Annotated in this window: 22 protein-coding genes; 11 read left to right on the top strand and 11 right to left on the bottom strand. The window is 38.3% G+C overall.

Annotation, left to right across the window (positions count from 1 at the left end):
• Window positions 1–50: 50 nt before the first annotated feature.
• The 3 genes from BLW74_RS21170 to BLW74_RS21160 form a co-directional block, all read right to left on the bottom strand.
• Window positions 51–404 (bottom strand): four helix bundle protein, encoded by a 354-nt coding sequence (locus tag BLW74_RS21170; protein ID WP_089696593.1) that lies wholly within the window; start codon window positions 402–404, stop codon window positions 51–53.
• Between the two features lie 41 nt (window positions 405–445).
• A complete protein-coding gene (locus BLW74_RS21165) occupies window positions 446–1,519 on the bottom strand; it encodes a carbamoyl phosphate synthase small subunit (protein WP_089696590.1) in 1,074 nt (357 codons plus the stop codon).
• 179 nt (window positions 1,520–1,698) lie between these two features.
• Window positions 1,699–2,589: an aspartate carbamoyltransferase catalytic subunit gene (locus tag BLW74_RS21160; RefSeq protein WP_089696586.1), complete on the bottom strand. Its 891-nt coding sequence runs from the start codon at window positions 2,587–2,589 to the stop codon at window positions 1,699–1,701.
• Between the two features lie 241 nt (window positions 2,590–2,830).
• Here BLW74_RS21160 and BLW74_RS21155 point away from each other — a divergent pair, with 241 nt between their 5' ends.
• On the top strand, window positions 2,831–3,292 hold the full coding sequence (locus BLW74_RS21155) for an Lrp/AsnC family transcriptional regulator (protein WP_089696583.1): 462 nt from the start codon (window positions 2,831–2,833) through the stop codon (window positions 3,290–3,292).
• Window positions 3,293–3,726: 434 nt separating this feature from the next.
• Here BLW74_RS21155 and argH read toward each other — a convergent pair whose 3' ends face one another.
• The 8 genes from argH to BLW74_RS21115 all read right to left on the bottom strand — a co-directional run bounded on the left by argH (window position 3,727) and on the right by BLW74_RS21115 (window position 12,514).
• Window positions 3,727–5,031, bottom strand: a complete 1,305-nt coding sequence (gene argH / locus BLW74_RS21150) for an argininosuccinate lyase (RefSeq protein ID WP_089696580.1) — start codon at window positions 5,029–5,031, stop codon at window positions 3,727–3,729.
• Window positions 5,032–5,277: 246 nt separating this feature from the next.
• On the bottom strand, window positions 5,278–6,360 hold the full coding sequence (locus tag BLW74_RS21145) for a M20 family metallo-hydrolase (RefSeq protein WP_089696577.1): 1,083 nt from the start codon (window positions 6,358–6,360) through the stop codon (window positions 5,278–5,280).
• A complete protein-coding gene (argB, locus tag BLW74_RS21140) occupies window positions 6,335–7,129 on the bottom strand; it encodes an acetylglutamate kinase (RefSeq protein ID WP_089696780.1) in 795 nt (264 codons plus the stop codon). Before argB ends, BLW74_RS21145 begins: the two co-directional genes overlap by 26 nt.
• Before the next feature lie 68 nt (window positions 7,130–7,197).
• Window positions 7,198–8,154, bottom strand: coding sequence for an N-acetylornithine carbamoyltransferase (locus BLW74_RS21135; RefSeq protein ID WP_089696574.1), 957 nt, complete (start codon window positions 8,152–8,154; stop codon window positions 7,198–7,200).
• Window positions 8,155–8,239: 85 nt separating this feature from the next.
• A complete protein-coding gene (locus BLW74_RS21130; protein WP_089696570.1) occupies window positions 8,240–9,379 on the bottom strand; it encodes an aspartate aminotransferase family protein in 1,140 nt (379 codons plus the stop codon).
• 259 nt (window positions 9,380–9,638) lie between these two features.
• On the bottom strand, window positions 9,639–10,604 hold the full coding sequence (argC, locus tag BLW74_RS21125) for an N-acetyl-gamma-glutamyl-phosphate reductase (RefSeq protein WP_089696568.1): 966 nt from the start codon (window positions 10,602–10,604) through the stop codon (window positions 9,639–9,641).
• A 52-nt stretch (window positions 10,605–10,656) separates the two neighbouring features.
• Window positions 10,657–11,853 (bottom strand): argininosuccinate synthase, encoded by a 1,197-nt coding sequence (locus tag BLW74_RS21120; protein ID WP_089696565.1) that lies wholly within the window; start codon window positions 11,851–11,853, stop codon window positions 10,657–10,659.
• Entirely contained in the window at window positions 11,825–12,514 is a 690-nt protein-coding gene (locus BLW74_RS21115; RefSeq protein ID WP_089696562.1) for a GNAT family N-acetyltransferase, read from the bottom strand. Before BLW74_RS21115 ends, BLW74_RS21120 begins: the two co-directional genes overlap by 29 nt.
• A gap of 160 nt (window positions 12,515–12,674) precedes the next feature.
• On the opposite strand from BLW74_RS21115, the gene BLW74_RS21110 reads away from it, so the two are divergent.
• The 10 genes from BLW74_RS21110 (at window position 12,675) to acs (ending at window position 24,535) form a co-directional block, all read left to right on the top strand.
• On the top strand, window positions 12,675–13,091 hold the full coding sequence (locus BLW74_RS21110; protein WP_089696558.1) for an IS1/IS1595 family N-terminal zinc-binding domain-containing protein: 417 nt from the start codon (window positions 12,675–12,677) through the stop codon (window positions 13,089–13,091).
• A gap of 302 nt (window positions 13,092–13,393) precedes the next feature.
• The gene (locus BLW74_RS21105; protein ID WP_089696556.1) at window positions 13,394–14,773 is read left to right on the top strand and encodes a porin; all 1,380 of its coding nucleotides are present in this window, start codon (window positions 13,394–13,396) and stop codon (window positions 14,771–14,773) included.
• Between the two features lie 163 nt (window positions 14,774–14,936).
• Window positions 14,937–16,517 (top strand): MFS transporter, encoded by a 1,581-nt coding sequence (locus BLW74_RS21100; RefSeq protein WP_089696553.1) that lies wholly within the window; start codon window positions 14,937–14,939, stop codon window positions 16,515–16,517.
• A 44-nt stretch (window positions 16,518–16,561) separates the two neighbouring features.
• The gene (locus tag BLW74_RS21095; protein ID WP_089696548.1) at window positions 16,562–16,789 is read left to right on the top strand and encodes a DUF6814 family protein; all 228 of its coding nucleotides are present in this window, start codon (window positions 16,562–16,564) and stop codon (window positions 16,787–16,789) included.
• Window positions 16,790–16,853: 64 nt separating this feature from the next.
• Window positions 16,854–17,318, top strand: a complete 465-nt coding sequence (locus tag BLW74_RS21090; RefSeq protein WP_089696545.1) for a GNAT family N-acetyltransferase — start codon at window positions 16,854–16,856, stop codon at window positions 17,316–17,318.
• A complete protein-coding gene (locus BLW74_RS21085; protein ID WP_089696542.1) occupies window positions 17,315–17,509 on the top strand; it encodes a hypothetical protein in 195 nt (64 codons plus the stop codon). The genes BLW74_RS21090 and BLW74_RS21085 overlap by 4 nt, the downstream gene beginning before the upstream one ends.
• On the top strand, window positions 17,502–20,204 hold the full coding sequence (locus tag BLW74_RS21080) for an ATP-binding protein (protein ID WP_089696539.1): 2,703 nt from the start codon (window positions 17,502–17,504) through the stop codon (window positions 20,202–20,204). The genes BLW74_RS21085 and BLW74_RS21080 overlap by 8 nt, the downstream gene beginning before the upstream one ends.
• A 9-nt stretch (window positions 20,205–20,213) precedes the next feature.
• Window positions 20,214–20,573: a response regulator transcription factor gene (locus BLW74_RS21075; protein WP_089696536.1), complete on the top strand. Its 360-nt coding sequence runs from the start codon at window positions 20,214–20,216 to the stop codon at window positions 20,571–20,573.
• 112 nt (window positions 20,574–20,685) lie between these two features.
• Complete coding sequence (locus tag BLW74_RS21070) at window positions 20,686–22,572, top strand: AMP-binding protein (protein WP_089696532.1); 1,887 nt, start codon at window positions 20,686–20,688, stop codon at window positions 22,570–22,572.
• 55 nt (window positions 22,573–22,627) lie between these two features.
• The gene (gene acs / locus BLW74_RS21065; protein ID WP_089696529.1) at window positions 22,628–24,535 is read left to right on the top strand and encodes an acetate--CoA ligase; all 1,908 of its coding nucleotides are present in this window, start codon (window positions 22,628–22,630) and stop codon (window positions 24,533–24,535) included.
• Window positions 24,536–24,958: the final 423 nt, after the last annotated feature.

Raw genomic sequence — 24,958 nt, 5'->3', positions numbered from 1 at the left:
TTTAGATACAAGATGTTAGATATCAGATCTCAGACATCTAACATGATGTTTTACTTTTTTAAATTAGATTTGAATGTATAAATCATTCTTTGAATTTCATTCAGATTTGATATTAAACTATTGACTTTTTCTCCATCAAGTAAATTTAGTTCTCTAGTTAAAATCAACTGTGTCTGTAACTCAAAAGAGGAAGCGTTTGCAATACCAAGAAAATGATAAAATTCTCTATCGTTATTTCTTCCTGCCCCTTCTGCTATATTTGAAGGAATAGAGATTGCAGATCTTTTAATTTGAGAAATTAAACCAAACTTTTCATCTTTAGGTAATTCTGAGCAAATGATGTAAACCTGTTTTGCAAGTTCAATTGATTTTTGCCAAAAAACTAATTTTTCAAAATTGTGCATGAAAGAGTCTGTTATCTGATGTCTACTATCTGAAATCTTCCTTACTTTTTAAATTCCTCCATCATTTGAATGAACTCATCAAACAGGTAGTTTGCATCTTCAGGGCCTGGGCTTGCTTCAGGGTGATACTGAACTGAGAAACAAGGGTGGATTTTGTGTTTTAGTCCTTCGTTTGTTCTGTCGTTCAGGGCGATGTGTGTTTCGATAAGGTCTGTTCCTTTTAAACTTTCCTGATCTACAGCATAACCATGGTTTTGAGAAGTAATGGCTACTGTATTTTTCTCCAGATCCAATACCGGGTGGTTTCCTCCTCTGTGTCCGAATTTCAGTTTGAAAGTTTTCGCGCCACAGGCTAGACCAATTAACTGGTGTCCTAAGCAGATTCCGAAGATGGGAACTTTTCCTAGCAATCCTCTGATCATATCTAAAGCATGGGGTACATCTTCCGGATCACCGGGACCGTTCGATAACATAATTCCGTCCGGATTCATCAGTAGGATTTCTTCTGCTGTAGTATCCTGAGAAACCACAATGATATCACAGTTTCTTTGAGATAGTTCTCTGATAATTCCCAGTTTTGCACCAAAATCTACCAATACTACTTTGAAACCTCTGTTCGGGTTAGCATACGGTGTTTTTGTAGAAACTTCCTCTACCTGGTTGGTTGGGAAACTGGTTGATTTTAATTCGGAAGCTATAGCAGCCTCATCAGCATCAGCGCTTACAATTTTTCCTTTTACTACTCCATGGTTACGAAGAACTCTGGTAAGCCTTCTGGTGTCGATTCCTGAAATTCCTGAAAGGTTTTTCTTTTTAAATAATTCATCTAAAGTAATCTGAGTACGGAAATTGGAAGGAAGGTCGCAAAGTTCTTTTACGATAAGCCCTTTGATTGCCGGCTCAATACTTTCATAATCATCACGGTTAATACCATAATTTCCGATAAGCGGATAGGTCATACAAACTATCTGACCGCAGTATGATGGGTCAGAAATCAATTCCTGATACCCTGTCATTCCGGTATTGAAAACTACTTCTCCTGCAGTTTCCAATTCTGCTCCGAAACCTTCTCCATGAAACACTTCACCGGACTCCAGTATTAATTTTTTCTTCATTTTAAACTTTTATCTCTTATTATTTTACTTTATTAATATGTATTAACAGATCGCCCCTACGGGGCTCGGATTATCTAAATCCTTTTTATTTACATGGGCTTCACCCATTGCTATTAACGGGTCGCCCCTACGGGGCTCATTAACTTTCTACTTTTACCCTGGCTATTTTAACCTGGCTCTTATTTAAAGGTATATCCCTTACTTTCCAGTGCTTCTTTCAAAATGGCCATTCTTGCGAACACACCATTCTGCATTTGTTTGAAGACTCTTGATCTTTCGCATTCCACAAGATCTGAATCTATTTCCACTCCTCTGTTGATGGGAGCCGGATGCATGATGATGGCTTCTTTTTTCATGGCCTGTTCTCTTTCTTTGGTCAGACCGTATCTTTTATGATATTCTGAAGCGCTGAAACTCATTGCGGCATCGTGTCTTTCGTGCTGGATTCTTAATAACATCAGAACATCCACTTCGCCGATCAATTCATCTACTGACATGTAAGTTCCGTTGATTAAGGCACCTTCGTCAAACCACTGTTCGGGTCCTGAGAAGTAAACTTTAGCGCCTAATCTTCTTAAGGCCTCCGCGTTGGAGTTGGCAACGCGGCTGTGCTTTACGTCTCCTACAATTCCTACTTTTAATCCTTCGAACTTTCCGAATTCCTGGTAGATGGTCAGCAGATCCAGCATACATTGAGAAGGATGGTTTCCCGTTCCGTCTCCCCCGTTGATCACCGGAATGCTGATGTTTTTCAGTTCCTCGAAGTATCTGTCTTTTTTATCGCGGATCACAATAAGATTTACTCCTATACTTTCTATGGTCTTTACTGTATCATAAAGACTCTCACCTTTGTTTACCGAACTGTGTGATGCATCAAAAGGAACTACCTGAAGTCCCAGTTTTCTTTCTGCAAGATCAAAACTTGTTTTCGTTCTTGTACTGTCTTCGAAGAAAAGGTTTGAGCAAAAAACTTCTCCTTCAATTTTAGCAGTTTTACCGTTTGCAAAAGCTGATGCTTCTGTCAGTATACTGTTGATTCTCTCGGTGCTTAGTTCTGTAATCGTAAACATAATTCTTATTTTTGGGCATAAAAAAAGCGAAGACAACAATCTTCGCTTAATAACAATAAATATCGTAAAGGGCGCTTTCGCCCGGTAAATCTAATGATATAAATGCTTTTTTATTCATTAGGTGCAAAGATATAACAATTTTACGAACCTGCAAAAATTATGTTTAAAATAAATTAAAAACTTCAGTCTTTCCTTATTCTCATTTAAAATTAATATTTTTGTTAACGCACAACTTTATTCTATGGATTTAAAAGACAAAATGATTCTCAGTATTATTCAGGAAGACTCTACGTTATCGGTTAAGGAAATTTCCGAAAAGATAGGTCTTACCTTTACTCCTACGTATGAGCGTATCAAACAGCTGGAGAAACAGGGAATCATCCAGAAGTATGTGGGGCTTTTAAACCGTGAAAAACTGGGTTTAAATATTGTAGTCTACTGTAATGTCCGTCTTAAGGAACAATCCAAAAAGGTGTTGGAAACGTTTGAGAAACATATTGGAAATTATGATGAAGTACAGGAAATCATCAGTCTTTCCGGAGAGTATGACTATATGCTGAAGATTATTGCCAAAGACATCAATTCTTATAACGAATTCGCCGTTAATGTTATATCAAACATTCCTAATATCGGGCAATACCACAGTTCTATTGTACTTCACGAGGTAAAAAAATCTACCAAGTTTAAAATTGATCTGGAATAATCCTTCTATTTTTAAACTCATTATTGTCCCGATTTCACTTGCTGAAAATCTCTGATTTTCTTGCGTCTTAAAAATAAGATATATCATTATCATTTTGCGCCATTGCGTTTTCCAACAGACTTTTTTCTGATCTTTTATTTTATTAGAAAAGTGTAAAGGCGCGAAAGAAATTTATAAACTTTATGCTATAAGGCGCTAAGATTTTATCTTTGTTAAAATTTTATACAGCAGATTTAATCTCAATTTCCAATCATAGTCATTTTAAAGATCATCATCAAATTCAAAGAGCGGAATTACAATCCAGCCATTAAGATCACTTAAGCAGTTAAGATTTATTCAAGATTAAGGTTCACAACGAAAAGACAGCAGACTAAAAATCTTTTTAGAGTTCCACTGATACCGCCTAAGTTTTAATGACCTCAATGGCTTAGATTCTAACCCAATAATTTATTTTTCAGTTTATTGAACTGGTATTCTATTTTTTCCAGACAAAGGTTTCCGATACTTCCCTGGTGGGTATGTTCAAGATTTCCCTGTTCGAATTCAAACGCATTGTTTTCAATCTCCTTTCCTACTTTTACGTAAGCATCACGGAATGAGCTTCCTCTTTTCACTTCTTCATTAATCTTTTCTACACTGAAAAGGTATTTGTATTTCTCATCTTCCAGGATTCCGTCTTTTACCTGAATATTCGGTAAAGTATAGCTTAGAATTTCCAGACATTCCTTTAAAGAATCTATCGCAGGGAAGAGAATTTCTTTCGTCAGCTGTACATCTCTGTGATAACCGGAAGGCAGATTGTTTGTCAGAAGAATCAACTCATTGGGAAGTGACTGAATTCTGTTGCATCGTGCACGGACCAGCTCAAAAATATCCGGGTTCTTTTTATGAGGCATAATGCTGCTTCCTGTAGTAAATTCCTTGGGAAAACTGATAAAGTCAAAGTTCTGGCTCAGATACAGGCATACATCATAAGCAAACTTCCCCAGTGTTCCGGCTAAAGTTGCCATTGCCATTGATAACATTTTTTCTGACTTTCCACGGGTCATCTGAGCGTACACCGAGTTATAATTCATCGACTGAAAGCCCAGATTATAGGTGGTGCTTTCACGATTGATCGGAAATGAAGAGCCGTATCCTGCAGCAGATCCCAATGGATTTTTGTTGATGATATTTTTTACTGAGAATAACATTTCCACGTCATCCAGAAGCGCTTCTGCATATGCTCCGAACCATAATCCGAATGATGACGGCATGGCAATCTGCAAATGGGTATAGCCTGGAAGCAGAACATTTTTATGCTGATCTGCCAGTTGAATTAAAATCTGGAAAAACTCGTCTGTAAGAGCCGTTATCTCGCGGATCTCATCCAGTAAGTATAATTTTATATCCAGTAAAACCTGATCATTTCTTGATCTTGCGGTATGGATTTTCTTTCCTGTATCTCCTAATTCTTCAATTAAGATTGCTTCTACCTGAGAATGGATATCCTCAGCATCTTTATCAATTTCGAAACTGCCGTCTTCAATTTTAATTAATACACTATTTAAAACAGATAAAATCTGCTCTGATTCTTTTTGTGTGATGATTCCTGTTTCTGCCAGCATTTTACAATGCGCCATAGAACCTTTCACGTCATATTTGGCTAAACGCTCGTCAAAGTCAAGATCTTTTCCTACTGTAAACTGATTGACTAATATGTTGGTGGCAAGGTCATCCTTCTGCCATATTTTTTTCATGATACTATTTAATTTAAAATATTTGTTGGTTTTGACATGCCCGGCAAGGCAATCCTTATTACTATTAACTATAAAAAAACATTTCCTTATGTAAAGCTTTCATTTCTAATTTTCTTTTTTGCATAAATCTTATTAAAAACTTAACTTCAATGCCTGCCGGACGGAGTCAAAACATATATTGAGCTGGAGGCGGAAAGCTAATACCATACTGCAATAACTTCCCTCTTCCTACACCCATCTTCCATTTTACAACACTTTTTCTAAAATTCTGATGTAGATTTCTATTCCCTCCTCTATTTCATGGATATAGATAAATTCATCTGCAGTGTGAGAGCGCCTACTGTCTCCAGGCCCCAGCTTTACTGATGTACATGGAATAATCGCCTGATCTGAAGAGGTAGGTGAGCCATAGGTTGTCCTTCCCATTTCAATACCTGCTTTTACGAACGGGTGATCCATTTCGATCTTTGAGGAATTAAGTCTGAAAGATCTTGCCGTTAATGTAGATTTCATCTGAGACTGGATGATGTCAAATGCTTCCTGATTGGAATATTCGTCTGTTACTCTTACATCCAATGTGAAATTACAAGACTCCGGAACAACATTATGCTGTACCCCTGCATGAATTCCGGATAAAGTAACTTTAACTTCTCCCAGATATTCTGAAACCTTTAGAAATTTAAAGGCAAGAATATTCTGCAGATCCTGCATACATTTTATAATCGAGTTATCATCATTAGGATGAGCGGCATGAGAAGGAGTACCTTTCATTTCTCCATCTATCACAAGAAGTCCTTTTTCTGCAATCGCCAGATTCATCTGCGTGGGTTCTCCTACAATGGCGAGTTCTACGTTGGGTAGCTGCGGAAACAGGGCTTCAATCCCATCAAATCCTGAAATCTCCTCCTCTGCCGTCAAAGCAATAACTAAATTATATTTTAAATCTTCTTTATTATAAAAATGTAAAAAAACCTGTGCCATGGAAACCAAAGAAGCTCCGGCATCATTGCTTCCCAACCCGAATAGCTTCCCCTCTTTTTCAATGGGAACAAACGGATCCAGCGTATACGCTTTGTTAGGTTTTACGGTATCATGATGGGTATTCAGCAAAACAGATGGCTTAAAAACATCAAAATGCCTGTTTACCGCCCAGATATTGTTTTTAAAACGTTTGGTAGGAATCTGGTGTTTTTTGAAAAAATTCTCAATTTCTACCGAAGTATTAAACTCATCTTTGCTGAATGAAGGAATCTCAATCAAATTTTTAAGTAATCCGACCGCATTATTCAGTAGCTCTTCTTTATTATAAACAGATTTCAGTTCCTGCATGATGATTTTCTATATGGTTTTTCAGTTCTGTTTCTTTAATCAGAAACACCTTATTTACATTATTTTTTATAGCTCCAAGAGCATTTTCCAGTTTGGGTAAAATTCCTTTGTGAAGTTTTCCTTCTTCTTTTAATGTGGTAAAGTCTTCTTCGGTAACACTTTTGATCACTGATTCAGGATCGTTGACATCTTCCAAAACGCCCTCTTTATCAAAGCAGTACAGCAATTCCACTTCATATTTTTCTGAAAGAGCCTGCGCCATTACCGAAGCAATGGTATCTGCGTTGGTATTGAAAAGATTTCCTTTTCTATCGTGAGTGATTGCGGAAAATACCGGAACAAGATTCAGCTTCATGAGTTTTGAAACCAGTTTCCTGTTCACACTTTTCTTGCTGATATCCCCTACAAATCCGAAGTCTATTTCGGGATGTTCTCTTTTCTTAGCTTTAATCAGATTTCCGTCTGCTCCGGAAAATCCTATGGCGTTACATTTTTTCTGCTGCAGCTTTTCAACAATATTTTTGTTGATTCCTCCCGCATACACCATCGTTACAATATCCAATGTCTCTTTATCCGTTATCCTCCTCCCGTTGATCATTTTCTGTTCTATGCCCAGTTTATCAGCAAGCGTTGTGGCCAGCTTTCCACCCCCATGAACAAGGATCTTCTTTTCCCGGATTTCAGAGAATTGCTCTAAAAACCGGCTCAATAATTCCTCATCATCAATTAAAGCCCCGCCAATTTTTACGATGTATAACTTTTCTTTCATTGTCATTATTTTGAGATGCATACTGTTTCCATCCCAGCCAAAGTTTTGACCCCTGACCTGGATACCTATCAGGCTTTTAATTCATCTAAAATTTCACTGAATACAGCCTGTGCTGAAAAAATACGGTTTTTGGCCTGCTGGTAAATAATAGAATGATCTCCATCCATTACTTCATCACTTAGCTCTACATTACGGCGAACCGGAAGGCAGTGCATCACTTTCGCATCATTGGTAATGGCTAATTTTTCATTGGTCAGCATCCAATCGCCTTTCACTTCCGGCATTGCAGCATAATCATCAAAAGAAGACCAGTTTTTCACATAGATAAAATCAGCATCTTTCAATGCTTCATCCTGATCATGAAGTACTGTCACATCTTTTGTGAAGTTTTTATCTAAATCGTACCCTTCGGGATTAGCAATTACCAACTCCACATCCATTTCCTGCATCCATTCTGCAAAAGAATTTCCAACTGCATGAGCAATAGGCTTGATGTGCGGCGCCCAGGTTAATACTACTTTTGGTTTATGGTCTTTTTTCCAGTTTTCTGTAATGGTAATACAGTCTGCCAAGCTTTGCAGCGGGTGACGTGTGGCAGATTCCAATGAAATAACAGGAACTTTTGCATGTTTTTCAAACTGGCTTAAAATACTTTCATTCACATCATCTTCCTTACTTTTCATTCCTGCAAAACAACGTACCGCAATGATATCGCAGTATTGGTTTAATACCTCAATGGCATCTCTGATATGCTCTACAGTATCACCGTTCATCACCGCTCCGTCCGCAAATTCAAGGTTCCAGGCTTCCTGGGCAGCATTTAATGTCAATACATTCAACCCCAGATTCTGCGCTGCAATCTGACTGCTCAAACGGGTTCTTAAACTTGAATTTAAAAATACAAGTCCTATTGTTTTTCCCTTTCCTTTTTCTGTTTCGGTAAGGGGGTCTGCTTTTATCTGTAAAGCTTTTTTTATGATTTCCTGTAAGTTTTCTACGTCACTTACAGAGGTAAATTTTTTCATTTGGTATTTTCTATTTTTTTTCAATGGACAAATGGAATATCCATTTCATTTCGAATTGATTTTAAAGATTTTGTTTTTAAATAACTTAGATATTTCCCAACACCACTTTCAACGCGTTGATGAAAAGATCCGTTTCCTCTTTTTTGATATTCAGTGCCGGAAGAATCCTTAATACTGTTTTATCATTTGAATTTCCTGTGAAAATATGATGACCGAACAGTAATTCTTTCCTTACTTCCGAACAGTCTCTATCGAGCTCTATTCCGATCATCAACCCTTTCCTTCGGATGGATGTAATATGTGGTAAATCTTTAATTTCATTTTCAATATACTCACCCATTTTCTGAGCATTTTCGATAAGATTTTCATCTTTCATGACATCCAGCACAGCAATTGAAGCTGCACAGGCAAGATGATTTCCTCCAAATGTAGTTCCCAGCAAACCGTTGCTTGCCTGAAACTTAGGATGGATCAGAACTCCGCCAACGGGAAATCCATTCCCCATTCCTTTTGCTGTAGTGATGATATCTGCTTCTACACCAAATTCCTGATGGGCAAAGAAATATCCGCTTCTTCCATATCCGGACTGCACTTCATCCAAAATAAGGACAGCATCATATTTTTCGCACAATTCTTTGATTTTAGATAAAAATTCCGGTGTTGGAATCATAATCCCGCCTACTCCCTGAATTCCTTCGATGATTACAGAAGAGATTTCATTTCCAAACTTCTCAAAGGTTTCTTCAAGCTGCTGTACATCATTCCATTCTGATTTGATAAATCTTTCAGAAAAGTTAACTGGAGCCACAATCTTTGGATTATCAGTCACAGAAACCGCTGCAGAAGTTCTTCCGTGGAATGAACCTGAAAAATAAAGCACTTTGCTTTTTCCGTTATGAAATGAAGCCAGCTTTAGTGCATTTTCATTCGCTTCCGCTCCTGAATTGCATAAGAAAAGGTTATAATCTTCGTATCCTGAAAGTTTTCCTAATTTCTCTGCCAGTTCAGTCTGCAATTCATTTTGAACAGAGTTGGAATAGAAAGATATTTTTTCCAGCTGATCTTTCAGTTTATCCTGATAATGCGGATGGTTGTGTCCGATAGAAATCACAGCATGACCACCGTAAAAATCAAGATATTGTTCTCCTTTATCATCCCAAAGAAATGATCCCTGAGCTTTTACCGGATTGATGTTGAATAATGGATATACGTTGAATAAATTCATTTTTTGTTTTTTATTTTTCTTTTGTCTTAAAACAAAAGAAACAAAAGTTCAAGACCTGGAAACTTCCGCTAAAAATTAGTTCTATTCACTAAAAATTCTAAAACTTGTGCGAAATCCGAATTGGTTCTTCGGTTCTCTATTTTCCTCGCACTTCGAACAGTAGAATTTTCTTAACGTTCATAGAATTAATTTTCTTAACGCTCCATTTTCCTAAGTCGGATTTACTTTTTGTTAAAATTCTTAATTACTTACCGTCAATTTAAAATGCTATCGGTTTCAGATTTAATCCTGCATTTTCCTCCCAGTTCATGGCGAGATTCATATTCTGAACAGCCTGTCCCGAAGCTCCTTTCAACAAATTGTCAATCGCTGAGTGAATAACGACAACATTTCCACTCTTTTCGATCTGAATCACACAGCGATTGGTATTGACAACCTGCTTTAAATCAACTGCCCTGCTACTGACCGTAACAAAAGGCTCCTCTGCATAAAAATCCTGATATAATTGTTCTATTTCCTCCAACGTCAAATCCGTCTTCATGGTGGAACTTGTAAAAATTCCTCTCGCAAAATCTCCTCTCCATGGAACAAAATTCAGGTTTACTTCTTTATTATTGAATGAAATCAGCTGTTTCAAAATCTCATCGACATGCTGATGAGTTAATGTTTTATACGCTGAAACATTATCATTTCTCCAGGTAAAATGAGTGGTTGCCTGCAAAGACTGTCCGGCTCCTGTAGAACCTGTAATCCCTGTAGTAAAAACTTCATTTAATGCTCCTTTTTCCGCAAATGGCAATAAAGCCAGTTGAATTGCCGTAGCAAAACATCCAGGGTTGGCAATACTTTTTGCTCCCGCAAGCTGTTTTTTATTGATTTCCGGCAATCCATAGATAAAATCTCTGTTTTCGAAATTTCCTTCCAGACGGAAATCGTTTCCGAGATCAATCACCAACGTTTCCTTTTTAACTGGATTCTGAGTTAACCAGTTTTGACTTTCTTTATGGGGAAGGCACAGAAAAAGAATATCCACGTCTTCAGATTTATCCGTCAAAACCATTTCACAAACTGTCGTTAAATCCGGGTACAGATCCGAAATTCTTGTCCCCGAATTCGAACGACTATATAAAAAACTCAATGTCACATGAGGATGAAAGGCCAGTAAGCGTATCAGCTCACTTCCTGTATAACCGTTGGCACCAATAATTCCTACTGTTTTCTTCATTTTGATTCTGACAGCATTTTGTTCTGTCTTTCATTACATCGTCCTTTCGGAACTAGTTGATATTTTGGTTAATCTGGTGGTATATATTTAAAGAATTACTTACAATCTTAGTGTACCCTTTCACATCATCGCCTGTCCAGGCTCTATTGGCTTCTCCGTAGCTTCCGAATTGATCAGACATCAGATCATGAGCAGATTCAATTCCATTCAGAATAAATCTGTATGGATGAAGGGTTACAAATACTTTTCCGCTCACTGTTTTCTGAGAATCCGTAAGGAAAGATTCAATATTTCTCATCACAGGATCTAAGAAAAGCGCTTCGTGAAGCCAGTTTCCATACCAGTCGGATAATTGCGACTTCATCATTTGCTGATATTTTGAAAGGGTATGCTTTTCCAGTAAATGATGCGCTTTGATGATCACTGATGCGGCTGCTGCTTCAAATCCTACTCTTCCTTTAATCCCGACAATAGTATCTCCTACATGAATATCACGACCGATCCCATATGCTGAGGCTAATTCTTCTATTTTTTGAATAGCATATACAGAATGCTCAAAACTTTCTCCATTCACAGATATTACTTCTCCGTTCTTAAACCCGATCTCCAGTTCTGAAGGCTGAGTTTCTTTAATTTGAGACGGAAAAGCTTCTTCGGGAAGATAGTTTCTTGATGTCAATGTTTCTTTTCCTCCTACTGAAGTTCCCCAAAGTCCTTTATTGACGGAATATTGAGCTTTTTGAAATTCCATTTCATAACCGTGTTCTTTCAAAAACTCAATTTCTTCTTCACGGGACAAAGCCATATCACGGATTGGGGTAATGATTTCAATATTTGGACACATCACCTGAAAAATCAAATCAAAACGAACCTGATCGTTCCCTGCTCCCGTACTTCCGTGAGCAATAGCATCTGCTTTTACTTCAATAGCATATTTTGCAATTTCCTGCGCCTGAATAGTACGTTCAGCACTTACAGAAAGAGGATAGGTATTATTTTTCAGCACATTCCCGAAAATCAGATACTTCACACATGAATTATAATAGTCTTCCTGAGCATCTACGCACCTGTATTCTTTCACCCCAAGGTTTAAAGCTTTTCTTTCCACTTCCTTTTCTTCTTCTTTTGAAAAACCTCCGGTATTTACAGTAACTGCATACACTTCATACCCCAGTGTTTCACTAAGATATTTAGCACAGTAGGAAGTATCTAAACCTCCGCTAAACGCTAAGATGACTTTCTTTTTCATCTGGACTTCTTTTATTATTGTTAATTGTCAAATGAAATTCACCAATGGATTTCTGCACAGAATGTTCAAAATCATTTTGGTCCGCTTCATTATATTTATTTTCAGGCAGTTTATGCTCTGCCTCATCTTTTTTTTTATCATTTTCAGGAACAAACAGCATGGCTGTACACAGGCAGTTTTTGCGTTCCTTCATCATTAAAATCTCATAGTTCACACAGTTTTTACAACCGTTCCAGAATTCTTCATCCTGAGTCAGTTCAGAATAGATGACCGGTTTATATCCTAAATCACTATTGATTTTCATTACTGCCAAACCTGTCGTCAGCCCAAATACTTTTGCATCGGGATATTTATCTCTAGATAACTGGAAAACTTTCTGCTTTATCTGAGTCGCTACTCCTCCATTCCTGAATTTCGGTGACACAATCAGTCCCGAATTGGCCACAAATTTCCCATGTGACCAGGTCTCTATATAGCAGAAACCTACCCACTCGCCGTTTTCAGTGGCAACCACAGCATTGCCTTCTGAAATCTTCTTACTCAAATATTCTATGGAACGTTTTGCGATACCCGTTCCTCTGCGCTGTGCAGAATCGTACATTTCCTGCTGTATTTCACTCACATACATTAGATGTTCGCATGAGGAAATTTCTATTTCCATGTATTTATCTAAATTTTTTGGCAAATTTAAAATATAATTTCTTTTAAATCCAAATAAAAAAGATATTTTTTTTGTTTTAAAATTTTAGACAGGTAAAATTATCTTTACGGGAAAATATACATTTGCTAATTTATTATATATTTGCTAAAATAATATAGTTATGGAAAATACATGTCCTAAATGCAAGAGTAACAAAGTGGTAAAGAGCGGTATTATCAATGAGAAACAACGCTTCCACTGTAAAGAGTGCAACTATTATTTTACCGTTAAAAAACTCGGAAAACAGATTGATGACTATTATGTCACCAAAGCTCTTCAACTCTATCTGGAAGGGTTAAGCTACCGTGAAATTGAAAGAATTATAGGTGTATCACATGTTACTGTAAGCTCCTGGATCAAAAAATACAACATCACGAGGCCGCCTCATTCCGAATTCCATCCTGTTTATAAGATATTAAAGCAAAGCGAGCTGATTGAATATATTGCACAGGAGGAGAATATTAAAAATTCAGGGATTATCATCACACAATTTGCAGATAAGTACATGCTGATCAAGTGGGAAAGATTTAAAAAGTAGAGCGGTTTCCGGGTATGAGAAGCCAATTACAGCGCGTAGGATGCGAGGTGAAGGTTGTAGGATATTAATACGGGTTACTGCAAAAAATATCTATTATGAAACAAGCACTTCCCGATTCCCAACCAGTGAATCCTGTACGCATACGTCGCAATACGGATCGGAAACGCTCCATCCCGGATCCCGAATACAGAATTCACAAACCATAACTATACCATTACCAATAATATATATTAAATTTTCATAAATAAATTATTAATTACAATTTGGCATTCACAAAAAACAACGCCAAAAATTGATAATTTATGAAGAAATTACTTACATTCATTGGATTAGCTTTAATCAGCAGTTCTATGTACTCACAGGGTTCTCCTGATTATGGCAATGGCTTAAAAATTAACCTCAACCAAAATGGTGATAAATTTGTCAGATTTATTTTATGGGACCAGTTTTGGTTAAGAAACACTTCTATGAACCCCGGAACAATGGTTGGAGGCGAACCTGCCGACAATTCATGGAGCCTGGGAAACAGAAGGTTACGCGCTTTAACCTATGCACAAATCTCCAAAAGATACATGATCCTGCTCCATTTTGGAATCAATAATCAGACTTTCATCAATGGCGGCGCCTCAGGCACCTCAGGAACAGGAGGTTACGGAAACGGAAAGAAAACACAGTTATTTTTTCATGATGCCTGGAACGAATATGCAGTGATTTTACCTGGAGAAGCGGGAAAATTCAGTTTAACTTTGGGAGCGGGGCTTCATTACTATATGGGACTTTCCCGGATGACTATGGCTTCCACGCTTAATTTTCTCACCTTAGATTCTCCGGTTTTCTCATGGCCGCTGATTGACAACTCTGATCAGTTTGCCAGACAGCTGGGCATGTTTGCTAAAGGAAAATACGGCAAACTGGAATATCGCTTCAGCTTGAATAAGCCTTTTGCAACCGATCTTATCCCTGTAAACGTAACAGATCCTTCTAAAGCAGTAGCGGTAGACAACAACGGCAATCCGAGTTTTTCAAAAGCGGGATATGTTGAATATCAGTTTCTGGATGAAGAATCAAACACGCTCCCTTTCAAAGTGGGATCTTATCTCGGCACAAAAAAGGTTTTCAATGTAGGTGCCGGTTTTTATCACCAGGCAGACGGAACAAGAACATCAGTGAATTCAAATATTGAAAAGCACGACATTACCCTTTTTGCGGTGGATGCTTTCGCTGATATTCCTTTGGGTGAAGCCAAAAACAAAATGGCGGTTTCTGCCTATGCCGGCTATTACAACTACAATTTCGGACCCAACTATGTAAGAAATCTGGGAACTATGAATATAGGAGCATCTGATCCTAACTTTATCGGCAATAAAGCCATCGCGGGACCAGGAAATCTGCAGCCGACCATCGGAACAGGTAATATTATCTACGCACAGGCTGGTTTACTGCTACCCAGCCAGGCAGAAAAGCCAAAAATCAGAATACAGCCATTTGCGGCCTATACTCACAAAAGCTTTGAAGCATTTGATAAATCTTCCTCTCAGTTTGATGTGGGAGCCAATTGGTTCATAGACGGGCATCATGCGAAAATAACAACACAGTATTCAACAAGACCGGTTTACACAAATCCTACAGAAAGTCCTTCTTCCAAAGGCGAGTTTATTGTACAGTTTCAAATCTACCTGTAAAATGTACATCATTAAAAAGGATAAAAATTAATCGTTGCCAAAGCATTGAACTTAATTATAAACTGAATATGTCTTATTTTCCTTATTCATTAAAAGCCCTTAATGGTTCAAAAAAAATTTCAAAAATAAAATCCTATTCCACTAACATCAAAAACTAATCAATATGAGCGAAAATCATCACGAAAGCTACGAAAATATGACCGACAGGCAGAAAAACCGCACCATCTGGAGCGTGATCACAGCCTCATCCCTCGGAACACTGATAGAATGGTATGACTTCTATATTTTTGGAAGTCTGGCCGTTGTTTTAGCAACCAAATTTTTCCCTGCGGATAATCCTACTGCCGCATTTTTATCTACGCTGGCCACTTTTGCTGCCGGATTTGTGGTAAGGCCTTTCGGGGCGTTATTTTTTGGAAGACTGGGCGACCTTATCGGGAGAAAATATACTTTTCTTGTTACGTTACTGATCATGGGATTTTCCACTTTCCTGATCGGATGTATTCCAAGTTATGAAACCATTGGTTTTATGGCTCCGGTGTTGGTTTTAATTTTAAGGTTGCTTCAGGGGCTTGCTCTGGGAGGCGAATATGGAGGTGCTGCCACGTATGTAGCGGAATATGCGCAGCCCCACCGCCGCGGATACTGGACTTCATGGATCCAGACGACCGCAACAGCCGGGCTTTTCATTTCATTAATCGTAATTTTAATTACCAAAACTACCCTTTCTGCAGAAGAGTTTGACACCTGGGGATGGAGGGTTCCTTTCTGGATTTCTATTCTGATGGTGGCAGTATCTTACATTATCAGAAAGAACATGAAAGAATCTCCTCTTTTTGCGAAAGCTAAGAGTGAAGGTAAAACATCTAAAAATCCTTTAAAAGAGAGTTTTGGAAATAAGTACAACTTCAAGTTTGTCTTGCTGGCTTTATTCGGAGCAGCAATGGGACAAGGGGTAATTTGGTATACCGGTCAGTTTTATGCAATGAGTTTCCTTCAGAAGGTAATGAATGTAGAATCCGCACAGGTAGATTCACTAATGGCTACCGCTTTATTTCTGGGGACTCCTTTCTTTGTATTTTTCGGATGGCTGTCTGATAAAATTGGAAGAAAAGCGGTGATGATGACGGGAATGCTGGTTGCTATTTTAGCCTACAGACCTATTTACGACAGTATGTTCAAGAGTGTAAATTTAGAAAACAAAACGGTAGCAGCGAATGGAATTACAGAAAAAAGAACTGCCAAAATCCATAATGACATTGCAACAGACAGCCTGGTCACTTTTCACAAAGAAACGCTTTATACAGATGGAACTTTAATCAAAAAAGACAGTATTGTCCACTGGTCTCCCGCAGGAGTGGTTATGAAAGACGGAAAAGCAGAAGAACCTAAAGTTTCCCAAAGCTTAAAGCTGAGTGACAACACCAAATGGTACCTGATTTTCCTTGTTTTTATTCAGGTGATCTTTGTAACGATGGTTTACGGGCCTATCGCGGCTTTTCTTGTAGAAATGTTCCCGGTGAGAATCCGCTACACCTCTATGTCACTGCCTTATCATATCGGAAACGGAGTATTCGGAGGGCTTCTTCCTGCAGTAGCCACTTATCTGGTAACCACCGGAAAAGAAGCGGGGCATGCGACGTGGTATCTTGAAGGACTTTGGTATCCGATTGGAGTTGCGGCTGTGTGTCTCATTATCGGATTGTTTTATCTTAAGAATAAAAACAATAATCTTCACGATTAGGTACTGAATCACTCAAATTTTTATTAATTTTAAAAACAACTAAAATGAACGGACTAAAAAAAATATTAGGTATTGTCTGGATTGCCATTGCGGTGGTTGTAGGATATTTCGGAATTACAGTATTGGGAATCCCAAAAATAGCTTCCGGAAAACAGGAAGATCTGGTTTTCGGGATCATCATTCTCTTCGTACTGATGCCGATTATCTCCGGCGGCATGGCTATTTTCGGATATTATGCCTTAAAAGGAGAATATTCTGACGATAAAATTTAGAAGCAAAAAAACAGATAATTGATGAATGCAGCACTCATCAATTATCTGTTATCAAATAAAAAAAATGGATATCACAATTAAAGCGGTTCCCCGTCCCTCTGAAGATAAAAAAGTTATTGATCTGATCGACAGACTCAATACTACTCTTACCACCATCTCCGGTGAGAGCGGAAGCAGAAGTGCAAGTCTTGATGATTTTACCCAGGAGAAATCTTTGTTCCTAATTGCTGTAAATGATGAAAAAGCCATAGGATGTGGAGGTTTCCGTCCCCTTTCGCCAGAAATATGTGAAATTAAACGCATGTTTTCTCTGAAAAAAAATATGGGATTAGGCGGAAAAATTCTTTCAGCATTAGAAACAGCTGCAAAACAATTTAACTATAAATACATCTATCTGGAAACCCGCAAAAAAAATGACAATGCTGTAAAGTTTTATCTGAAAAACGGATATAAGGTTATTGAAAATTACGGAATTTATATCGGACGTGAAGAAGCAATATGTTTCTGTAAAGAAATAAGACAGTTATGAAAAAAAGACACGAACAAAAACTTATCATAATGAGCGTAGGGCTTATGATTGCTTTCAGCATTCCAATTTCACTGCTTTTCAACAGTGACAGAGAGGTTTTGGGCTATCCTATGATCCTGATTTATCTGTTTGCGGTCTGGATGATCTCCATTATTATTTCTTTGGTAATCGTAAAAAGGTACGATGAGTAGTTTTGCATTATTTTTTGTAGTTCTGTTTTACCTGGCTCTTCTCTTTTTAGTTGCTTATCTGGCTGAGAAGAAAAGAAGTAAATTATGGATCAACAATCCTTACATTTATGCATTATCTCTTGCAGTATACTGTACTGCGTGGACGTATTATGGAAGTATTGGTGTGGCAGCGACAAGCGGACTGAATTACCTTCCGATTTATATTGGTCCTGTTATGATTATTCCGGCATGGATCTATATCAATACAAGGATTGTAAGAATTTCAAGAGTCAATAAAATAAGCAGCCTTGCCGATTTCATTTCTCTGAGGTATGGCAACAGCCGCAGCCTGAGCGCCATTATCACAGTGGTGTGCCTTTTAGCAATAGTGCCTTATATCGGGCTGCAGATCAAAGCCATTTCTGAGACCTTCCATCTGGTAACGGAAACTCCAATGTCCAATGATATTCTCACCGATAATGCTACTTTTGTGGTGGTATTAATTGCTCTGTTTTCCTCTTATTACGGAACACGATATGTGGACGCTTCTGAAAAACGCTTGGGCATTATCTCAGCCATTGCGCTCGAAAGCTTTTTAAAACTTTTTTTTATTATTATCCTCGGCCTTTTTGTGATTTACTATGCCTTTGACGGGTTCTCAGATATTTATGAAAAAGCCAGTAAATTCGAAGATTTTAAAGAAAAAAACACGTTCAATGGGATTGAAGGGGCTATGAACTGGATGGTTTTATGTATGATTTCCGCTACGGCAATCTGCATTCTTCCGAGACAGTTTCACACAGCCATTGTTGAAAACAGACAGGAGAAACATATTAAAACAGCAATCTGGTTTTTCCCCCTTTACCTTCTGATCTTTACCATTTTTATTTTTCCGATTGCCTGGGGAGGAAGGTTGATTTTTGACGGGCAGAAAGTAAATCCTGAATTCTACTCCATCCTCATTCCGCAGCATTTTGATAATACTCTAATAACCGTACTTGTTTTTCTTGGCGGCTTAAGCTCATGCATATCCATGATTATCATTTCTGCCATTACTTTATCCATTATGCTTTCCAACAACCTTATTATACCTTATGGATTGCTGGGAAAATTAAAGTCAGAAAGTGAAGAAAAAAATACAAGAAGCATTACCAATATCAGAAAGTTCAGCATTTTTGCGTTGATTATCATGGCTTTTGCCTTTTATAAATATTTTATCCTGAAAACCTCGCTGGATTCTGTAGGATTAATCTCATTTGTAGTGATTGCACAGCTTGCACCCGCTTTTTTCGGGGCCCTGTTCTGGAGAAGAGGAAGCTATAAAGGTGCTGTTACAGGACTGATAGCCGGATTGGTGATCTGCTATTTCGGGCTGATTATTCCGCAGTACTATTTTTCCTACAATCAGGAGTTTAAAGGAGTGTTGAGAGATATGTATAACGCTTTCGGATTTTTCACGATCCCTTATCTGGGAAGAATTCCGCAGATTTTTTTCTGGTCAATGCTCGTCAATACAAGTCTGTTTACCATTGTTTCCGTAAGCTCAAAAGGGAATTACCGCGAAAGAAACTTCGCAGAACTGTACGTGGACATTGACAAATATATTCAAAATCATGAAAATGCTTTCATCTGGCGCGGAACGGCTTATATTTCAGACATACAGAATATTCTGGAGCGTTTTCTTGGCAAAAATAAAACTGAGCAGGCCTTAAGAATTTTTAATTTGAAATATAATATTGATTCAAAAACTGAAACTGCAGATTCACGATTTATTAAATTTTCAGAAAACCTTTTAGCAGGAAGAATAGGAACCGCTTCAGCAAAAATTCTGATTGAAGGCGTTACCAAAGAAGATAAAATATCGTTAAAAGAAGTTTTGAATATTCTTGAAGAATCACAGGAAAATATCAGCTTAAATAAAAAACTTACAGAGCAGTCTGAAGAATTGCAGAAACTTTCCAATGATTTAAGAACCGCTAACGAAAGTCTGATTGTCAAAGACCGTCAAAAAGACGACTTTCTGGATTCTGTTGCCCATGAGCTCAGAACTCCCATCACAGCCATCCGCTCTGCCGGAGAAATTCTGGCTGATGACGATGATATTCCTTTTGACATCAAGCAGGAATTTTTAAACAATATCATTACAGAATCTGACAGGTTGAGCGAGATCATCAACGATATCCTTTATCTGGACAAATTACAGCATGGTGAGATCTCTTTAAACATTCAGGAAAATTCCATTGTTGAGACCTATAAAAAAGCATTAAGTCCTCTGCTTCATCTGATACAGCAGAAAAATATTCATTTAAGTGAAGTTAATCTCCTGAATCAGTTTATATTTGAATATGATGAAGCAAGAATGATTCAGCTTTTTCAGAATATATGGGGAAATGCCCTGAAATTCACAGAAGAACAGGGAACAATTCAGACCAAGTTATTTGAAAAAGACGGACAGCTGATCATCACCATTTTCAACACCGGTAAACATATTCCGGAAGAGGATCTGGAAATGATTTTTGACAAGTTTTATCAGTCCAAAAATCAAAATATTTTAAAACCGACCGGAAGCGGACTGGGACTGGCGATTTCCAAAAAAATTGTACAGGCACACGGAGGAAGTATAAAAGCAGAAAACAGCGGGCTGGGGGTAACTTTCACCATTAGCATTCCCGGAAAAACTAAAAAAGAGAATAGAAATGAAGTTGAACACCATTAAAACCATCTCATGAGAAAGATAATTATTGCAGATGACGAGCACAAAATATTAATGTCACTGGAATACAGTTTTAGGAAAAACGGATACGATGTCTATATTGCCCGTGACGGAACAGAGGTTCTTGAATTTCTGAAAACCATGGTTCCTGACGTAATTCTCCTTGATATTATGATGCCTAATCTTGATGGATACAGCACTTTGGACCTTATTAAGCAGAATGAAGCACTAAAAGACACTAAAGTAATCTTTCTCAGTGCCAAAAATAACCCCAGAGATATTGAAAAAGGACTCGAAATGGGGGCAGATGCCTATGTTACCAAACCCTACTCTATCAAAAAACTAATGCAGCAGATTGAGGAAATGTTTTAAGCATGTACAATCAAAACAGTAAGATTTAGAAAGGAACTTGGATCATTAAATGATTGCCCGCCTTCGGCTCAAAATGACATCCAGCTCCTAAAATACAACGATTAACCTTGATATGGAAACAGATACATTATTTAAACAAAGCATAGAAAGCAAGGAAGAGTTCTGGAAAGAACAGGCTGGACGAATACATTGGTTTGATTTCCCCCGGCAAATTCTTTCTAAGGATGAAAATGATTACCCACAATGGTTTTCTGACGGAAGACTTAATATGTGCTATCTGTGTATTGACAAGCACATTGAAGACGGTTTCGGAGATCAGATTGCAATTGTCTATGATTCCCCTGTAACCCATCAGAAGAAAACCTATACTTTCCATCAGGCGAAAGAGGAAATTGCCAAACTGGCAGGAGGACTGGTTTCTCTGGGATTACAAAAAGGAGATACAGCAGTTATTTACATGCCTATGATTCCGCAGACGCTTTTTGCCATGCTGGCATGTGCGAGAATCGGGGTTATTCACAATGTGGTTTTTGGCGGTTTTGCCCCTCATGAACTTGTTGTAAGAATTGACGACTGCAAACCCAAAGTATTAATCACCGCAACAGCCGGTATTGAAATCGCCAAAAGAATTCCTTATCTCCCACTGGTAGAAAAAGCGATTGAACTGGCACAGGATAAAGTAGATAACATCATTGTATACAACAGGAAACTGGTTGATAATCAGGACGAAATGTTCGAAGGTCTGATTGATTATGAAGAGCTGACAGAAAGATCTACCCCCGCAGACTGCATCTCTGTGGAATCTACCCACCCCCTTTATCTGCTTTATACCTCGGGCACAACAGGAAAACCTAAGGGCATTGTTCGGGATACAGGAGGGTATGCCACCGCACTGCAGTTCTCAATGACTTACGTGTATGCTGTAGAACCTGGAGAAATCTATTGGGCTGCTTCAGACTTCGGATGGGCTGTTGGCCATAGCTTTTCTGTGTACGGACCCTTAATCAACAGAAACACAACGATAATTTTTGAAGGAAAACCCATTATGACTCCCGATGCCGGTACTTTCTGGAGAATCATTTCAGAATATAAAGTTTCGGTGATGTTTACGGCACCTACTGCTATAAGAGCAATAAAAAAAGAGGATCCTGACGGAAAACTGGTAAAACAATACGATCTGTCACATTTCAAAAAACAGTTTCTGGCTGGTGAAAGATGTGATGTAGCCACGCTGGACTGGTTTGCAGAACATATCGGAGTTCCGGCGATAGACCACTGGTGGCAGACAGAATCCGGCTGGCCAATGCTCGGACTGATGACACATGACAAAAACTACCAGATTAAAAGAGCATCTGCAGGAAAGCCTGTTCCGGGATATGATATTAAAATATTTGACGAAAACGGACTGGAACTTAATTCTCATCATGAGGGTTATCTGGTAATCAAGCTTCCTCTTCCACCGGGAGCTATGCTCGGAATATGGAAAGACTATGCACGCTTTGAAAGCAGCTACCTGTCTCAGTATAAAGGATATTATTTTTCCGGAGACGGTGCTATTCAGGATGAGGACGGCTATATTTTCATTACTGGAAGAGTGGATGATGTGATCAACGTTGCGGGACACAGACTTTCCACTTCGGAAATGGAGGAAATTGTTTCTTCGCATCCCGATGTTGCGGAATGCGCCGTGGTAGGAATTGATGATGATTTAAAAGGCCAGGTTCCTTTTGCTGCAGTTGTTTTAAAGAACGGCTCAACCATTTCTGAAGAAGAGATTGAAAAAGATATCATTCAGATGGTCCGTAATAAAATAGGAGCGGTAGCTTTCCTGAAAAACGTAATGACTGTCAAACGCTTACCGAAAACAAGATCCGGGAAAATTTTAAGAAAGCTGATCAGAACGTTACTGGACGGAAAAGATTTTCAGATTCCGTCGACCATTGATGATGAAAAAATCATTGATGAAATTCAGGAAAAAATCAGGGAATATAGGGGCTAAACAGGAAATTAAACTTAAATTTAAAATATAATACAATCAATAAAACGAAAGGGATATGAGAAATTACTTAATAGAAGATTTACCACAATATTTTGAAGATTATAAAAAGTCTATCAAAAATCCTAAAAAATTCTGGGATAAGGTAGCCGATCAAAACTTTGTGTGGTACCAAAGATGGAGCAAGGTTGTTAAGTACGACATGAATGAAGCGAAGATCACCTGGTTCAAAAATGCAAAACTCAATATTACCAAAAACTGTATCGACAGGCACCTTACCATAAGAGGAGAAAAAACAGCAATCATCTGGGAACCCAATGATCCTAAGGAAGAAGCACAGCATATTTCTTATAATGAACTTTATACCCGCGTTAATAAAACAGCCAATGTTCTGCGCGACATGGGGATTGAAAAGGGAGACAGGGTCTGCATTTATCTGCCCATGATACCCGAGCTGGCGGTTACGATGCTTGCCTGTGCAAAGCTGGGAGCTGTGCATTCGGTGATCTTTGCCGGATTTTCAGCTTCAGCAGTCGCTTCAAGGGTAAATGACTGTGAGGCAAAAATGGTCATCACATCGGATGGCAGCTACAGAGGAAATAAAGTCCTGGATCTGAAAACCATTGTGGATGAGGCTCTGGAAAAAACGCCGACCGTAGAGAACGTTCTTGTGGTAAAAAGAACCCACAACGACATTAAGATGAAAGAAGGAAGAGACCACTGGATGGCTGATCTTTATGAAAAAGCCTCTCCGGATTTCGTTACCATAATTATGGATTCTGAAGATCCCCTTTTCATTTTATATACTTCAGGATCTACCGGAAAACCTAAAGGAATGCTTCATACCTGTGCCGGCTATATGGTATACACTGCCTATACTTTTAAAAATGTCTTTAATTATAAGGAAAACGACATTTATTGGTGTACTGCAGATATCGGATGGATCACGGGGCATTCCTACATTCTGTACGGCCCTCTGCTGAATGGTGCAACAACCGTTATTTTCGAAGGGGTACCTACGTATCCGGAGCCTGACCGTTTCTGGGAAGTGATTGAAAAACATAAGATCACCCAGTTTTATACCGCTCCTACTGCGATCCGTTCTTTGGCAAAGGAAAGTGCGGAATGGGTAGATAAACATGATCTCAGCTCTCTGAAAGTAATTGGTTCCGTAGGAGAACCGATCAATGATGAAGCATGGCATTGGTTCAATGATCATGTAGGAAAGAAAAAATGTCCTATTGTAGATACGTGGTGGCAGACAGAAACAGGGGGAATTATGATTTCGCCGCTTCCTTTTGTAACCCCTACAAAACCTACTTATGCAACACTTCCATTGCCGGGTATACAACCCGTTCTGATGGATGATAAGCGAAATGAAATTACAGGAAATCAGGTAACCGGAAATCTTTGTATCCGTTTTCCATGGCCCGGAATTGCGAGAACCATCTGGGGCGACCACCAAAGGTATAAAGAGACCTATTTTACAGCATTTCCAGGAAAATATTTTACCGGGGACGGAGCTTTGAGGGACGAAGTTGGGTATTACAGAATTACAGGCCGTGTGGATGATGTGATCATTGTTTCAGGGCATAATTTGGGCACTGCGCCTATTGAAGACAGTATCAATCAGCATCCTGCCGTGGCGGAATCTGCTATTGTAGGGTATCCTCACGATATCAAAGGAAATGCGCTCTATGGTTATGTAATGCTTAAAGAAAGCGGAGAAGGGCGTGACAAAGAAAACCTGAAAAAGGAAATTAATCAGCTGATCTCAGATCAGATCGGGCCAATCGCCAAGCTTGATAAGATACAGTTCGTTTCCGGACTTCCAAAAACCCGTTCCGGAAAAATTATGCGTAGGATTTTGAGAAAAATTGCAGAGGGTGACTTCAGTAATTTTGGAGATATCACTACCCTATTAAATCCAGAAATTGTGGAGGAGATCAAAAACGAAAGAATCTAATAATACAACTATTCTTTTTAACCCGCAGAAGCCCTGAAAATAATTTTCAGGGCTTTTCCATTTATATTCATTCTATTAAAAAAATTACGCCGAGTTCTGTCGCTGAATGTAAATAATTTTACATCAAAACAAAATGAACTTTAATACATTTTAAACAGTATTCAATTATTAATAGTATGATTTAAAGCATACCACATTAATTTAATTATCGTGTCTTAAAAAGTGTTAAATTCGCGAAGTTTTTTAATAAGCTAATTATAACTCAGAAAACAACATTAAAATGAGAAAACTTTATCTCGGTGCATGTACTTTGTGTACTGCTTTGGGTCTATCTGCCCAGGAAGTGGTATGGCAAAAAGACATCAAATCCTCTACCCAGGATTTTCTAAGCCAGGTTACCACGACAATTGACCAGCAATATTT

The organism is Chryseobacterium culicis (assembly GCF_900108365.1).
Taxonomy (GTDB): Bacteria; Bacteroidota; Bacteroidia; order Flavobacteriales; family Weeksellaceae; genus Chryseobacterium; species Chryseobacterium culicis.
Note: the sequence above shows the minus strand (reverse complement) of the source record. Positions and strands in the feature narration are given on the sequence as shown.